This is a genomic window from Fannyhessea sp. (assembly GCF_986145555.1).
In genome coordinates, this window is sequence record NZ_CFRCNA010000048.1 from 1 (window position 1) to 4,201 (window position 4,201).

4 protein-coding genes are annotated in these 4,201 nt (G+C 39.5%); all 4 read right to left on the bottom strand.

Translation table 11 applies throughout. From position 1 onward, the window contains the following. Nucleotides 1-197 (bottom strand): hypothetical protein (locus tag AC5GD6_RS06090; RefSeq protein ID WP_491846470.1); only part of this gene is annotated, 197 nt, incomplete at its 3' end. 482 nt (nucleotides 198-679) lie between these two features. After that, nucleotides 680-1,369 (bottom strand): VG15 protein, encoded by a 690-nt coding sequence (locus tag AC5GD6_RS06095; RefSeq protein WP_491846471.1) that lies wholly within the window; start codon nucleotides 1,367-1,369, stop codon nucleotides 680-682. Between the two features lie 111 nt (nucleotides 1,370-1,480). Continuing rightward, entirely contained in the window at nucleotides 1,481-1,675 is a 195-nt protein-coding gene (locus AC5GD6_RS06100; RefSeq protein ID WP_048596430.1) for a hypothetical protein, read from the bottom strand. A 275-nt stretch (nucleotides 1,676-1,950) separates the two neighbouring features. After that, the gene (locus AC5GD6_RS06105) at nucleotides 1,951-2,142 is read right to left on the bottom strand and encodes a hypothetical protein (protein WP_276776126.1); all 192 of its coding nucleotides are present in this window, start codon (nucleotides 2,140-2,142) and stop codon (nucleotides 1,951-1,953) included. Nucleotides 2,143-4,201 lie beyond the last annotated feature (2,059 nt).

Here is a 4,201-nt window from a genome sequence, read left to right on the forward strand (position 1 = left end):
ACAAAAAAGAGCGCCGTTTGGACGATCCACCTACAGTTATTCAATAGAGGCGAGACCGAGATTTGAACCTGGGATAAGAAAGATTTTTGCCGAACATCACCACAACTTCTGCGAAGGTCTTTACGCTCTCTTTCAAGCCTGCCTTTCACAATCTTGTCGAGCTGCTCTTGAGTGGTTACAGGTTCCTTCAAATCCATTTCTTTCCTTTCAACAGGTTCCGTCCGCTCGGACGTTTGCGAGTAGCATTACCCTTGCTACGAGGTAGGTACCGCTTTTCCGCAACGGTTGCGTGTATGAAATATGAAAAAACCACTTTTCAGTGGCTTAAATCAACAAAATTGGGTATAATTGAGTTAAGAAAACTCGCTTATTCTATTTAATATGGATTAAGCGAGTTTTTTAATTGGCATTTTTTAACGTACTTCCTTCAAGTACTAATGCTTTGGCACCCGACTAACGATTCGAACATTAATTTTCGGTTTTGGAGACCGATGTACTACCCTTGTACGAGTCGGGTGTGTGGTATAGTTGGTTTAACAAAAAGACCTTGGCGCTCTGGATAGGGAACCAGGGTCTTTTTAATACCTATGTAAATTGTTCTCCTTATCGACAAAATATGATATAATCGAAAGAAGGGCGAGCAGCCCGCGTACAACTGCGCGAATTTGCACTCGCTCTTTTATTTGTACACATTAACTAGCTCCCCTGTCTTTGTAAAACAAGCAATCGTGTAATTTGCACCGAATTCATTCGTAACGTCTTGTATTGCTTTAGTAAGATCTGCATAACTAAACTTAGATTCAGAGTTATCTATCACCATCCTTATAACTCCTTTTTTTCTTTTATTAGTCTTTAAAACATAATTTTTTACAGCTCCAAAGGCGTTTTCAGAGTCTCTAGGAGTCTTTATTTCATCGCCGTTTTCAAAATCGGGTAGTCCGACTTTACACTTTATACCGTTCGTTATAGCCCAGTCATAATCAACCTGAAACTGTGATTCAATGCCTACAGCCGCAAGCCTATGAGCCGTCCTATCTTCCCACGGATTATCTATTGTTACTGAATGCTTGATTTTCGGTGTTGCGTAGGTTATTTCAGACGGAGTCCTGCTATTTAGCCACTTAAAATCTCTTGTCTCACATTCAGAGATAATTGCATATCGATTCTCCCAAATAGGCTCAAGGCCAATCGTTTCAGCGCACTTACACCAACGTGCATACATCTCATCAGGATCATATCCTTCGATAGTTGTTTTCTTTGTTCCTGGAACGATTATGCAATCACACCGAAGATGGAACTTATGGCCAGCCCCACCCGCGCTAAATTTAGACTTATAATCAAAGACCCTTGTATATAAAAAGGCGTACATAGGTTTGGCAACCCCCGTACGTCTGTTATTGGAAAAGCCGCAAGGTTTCCCCCACGGCTTCACACATTACATACTACGCTATATACGCTGCTCAAAGCTGCTCACGTCTGCTCAAAGCTGCTCATTTTGATTGTGAGCTTGCATGTCTTTTCTGATGAGGTCTTTTAGATAGGCGTTTTGTTTTGGTTGCATACATACCCACTCAAACAGACCCATGTCATCGGGAAAGAATACTATCTGCTTTGTTTTAGTGTTCCGTCTTTTATAGCTAGCGTTTGCGCGCTTCTGTGCTTCACTTGTTGCCATTTTTATGACCTCCCTTTGTAATAAACCAATATATAAGGTCTATAACTACAAAGATAACAATTAAGATACCTATGAGTTTAATATCCATGATTTTCTCCTCTACTTTATTTTTATACATGTGCTATGCTATGAATAGCCCGCAAGAGGCTAGACGCTCTAACCCCTTGCAAGACTTTTTATTTTAAGACTCTTTGCTAGCGGGCTTTGAGTCTTTTTCTTTTTCTCTCCTTTCTAAATACTGTATTATCAGATGTGATAATACAGTATTTGTTATTTTATGCTTCATGTTGTTCATGCTTTGCTTGCATATCTTTTTCGATAAGGTCGCGAATATAACCTGCTTTGTTATCAAAACTACAAGCATACTCATATAACTCTTTATCTTTTGGATAAAAAGGAACTGATATACGCTTTACTGATTGTTGTTCATAGCGTTTATTTGCCCTTAGGCGTGCTTGAGTTGCCATGATGTTTCTCCCATTTCTTGATGATTACATACGCGATATATATACCAATCATACTAGCGATAACTTGCCGTATAAAACTAAATAAAAACTCTATGTAATCCATTCTATCAACTCCTTAATCTTGTAAGATGGATTATAAGGCGCGCAGCACCACGCATTGTAATCTTTTTTTAGTCTTTGTCGTGTCTTTCAAGAAGTAAGTATAGTATTAGCCCTGCTATAACTTGCTTTAGGACATCAACGACAAAAGCAACAACCTCTGATTCGTTCAATTTAATCATTTTAGTTCATTTGTGGTTGTTGCTGTATATTATTGTATCCTTCGTTACATATTAGAGGTAGTTATAATTATTTCCATTGCAATCATGCTAAAAGCCATGTCTATCATGTAAGAAAGAGTGTCAGTTGTACTGATGGCTCAAATACACTCTATACAGCGGAATTATTAAAAGGCGCCCAGACGAGTACCTTTGATAAGCGAATGAAGTTAGTGTATAGTGAGAAGAGATAGAGGCAGTATCTTCGGGCAGCTGCCTGAGGAGGCTGCCTCTATTTTTTGTAGAGTCTCCATTAACCTTGTTACTCTTAATTGTGGTGTAGTATATGGAGCGCGCAATCGGCGAACCATTCATCCTTTTGCTCGTTTTTTATTACGCGCAAAGCTTAAGGTATTTTGATGCTTCTACTCAAATGCTTGTTATTGTGTATATTTCAATTCAATAGCACTATCCAAACCTGCTTTACCAATAACGTTTTGAGGCGCTTGACTTCTAGTTTTCTAAACTATTTCTTTATCAACTTGAAAGACGCACTTGATACCTTGCTTTATAAACACATTAATTTTTGCTATATTGGATGCAATAAAAGAGGCTGCTTCGGGGGTTACCCTGTCGTAGTCTCTTTTATTTTTCTTCATATAACATCACGAGTAACTACTAGCCCTGCATGTGGTTCTTCTTGGTGCTATAGTGTAAATAGCGGGTTATCGGCGGCGGACTTTTCGCAGCTGTTTAATCCGCTATTTACAAGTTCAGGCAATAGTCAAAAATCAAACAACTTAAATAGCACTAAATCCTGAATCCAATAACGAGTATCAATTGTACCGAAGGCCAGCATGCTCAGTGCAGCGTGAAAATTAAAGGCGCACGGGCGTAACTTTGATAAGCGAGTCAAATTTTGTTATAGTTTAAGCATAAAGAGGCTTCCCCACTGACCTATTCAGAGGGGTTTAGCCTTTTTATTATTTTCATCTCGCCTTTTGAGTTAATTATTCGGACTTCGCCATAACACCTATGCTGTTCCTTTTCAAAAAGGCGCACGGGCGTATCTTTAGGCGCCGAGGTAAATCGTGGTATAATGTACATAGCCCGTCAGAGACCTGCCATTCGTGGGAGGCAAGCTGGGCGGGTTCTTTTTTGCATGTATTCTCTTTCTTATGGTATATTTTACTTGTATAGGAGGTACGCTGCTCCGCTAATGGAGGAGCTGCCTCCTATGCATATCAATCTTCTTACATTCCCTGTTCTATCGATAAACACTACCCATTGCACTTTATACTGCATTTTCGGCACATCGCATGGAGCCAGGATTAAAGTTGCGCGCGTGTATCGTGCTTTTACCTCACAGAGTTGCCAGTTTATACGTAGGTATATCTGAGCAACCTTGGGCATAAACTTGAAACCCATTTTTTGTAAGCGTGTCATGTACAAATAGGTCGCGCCACTCATTACCACGCTTTTTGAAGTTCTCTTTTGAATAGTCGCTATTCTCAACTTGTCGTATGCCGTAATTTTCTCTAGGTTTTCACTGTAATCAACTTCAGCATCTTACCTGTAAGTAATCATTGTCTATCGCGGAGTTTAAGATTATTGAAAAATGCTTCCTATTAGCAATAGCCGTCGTGCGTGCGTTTATGGTTTTAACACCTATATCACGCTTTTTCAAAAAGACATTCAGATGTACTTTTGATAAACAAAATTAGTTAGTGTATAGTGAAATTAATAAAAGCGGTTCCCCCGGGCGGATGCTTGGGGCGACCGCTTTTATTTTCTACCCAAAT

Bases quoted from the DNA above. Each gene is read 5' to 3' on its own strand.
- AC5GD6_RS06095 (WP_491846471.1), bottom strand. From the start codon at position 1,369: ATGTACGCCTTTTTATATACAAGGGTCTTTGATTATAAGTCTAAATTT.
- AC5GD6_RS06100 (WP_048596430.1), bottom strand. From the start codon at position 1,675: ATGGCAACAAGTGAAGCACAGAAGCGCGCAAACGCTAGCTATAAAAGA.
- AC5GD6_RS06105 (WP_276776126.1), bottom strand. From the start codon at position 2,142: ATGGCAACTCAAGCACGCCTAAGGGCAAATAAACGCTATGAACAACAA.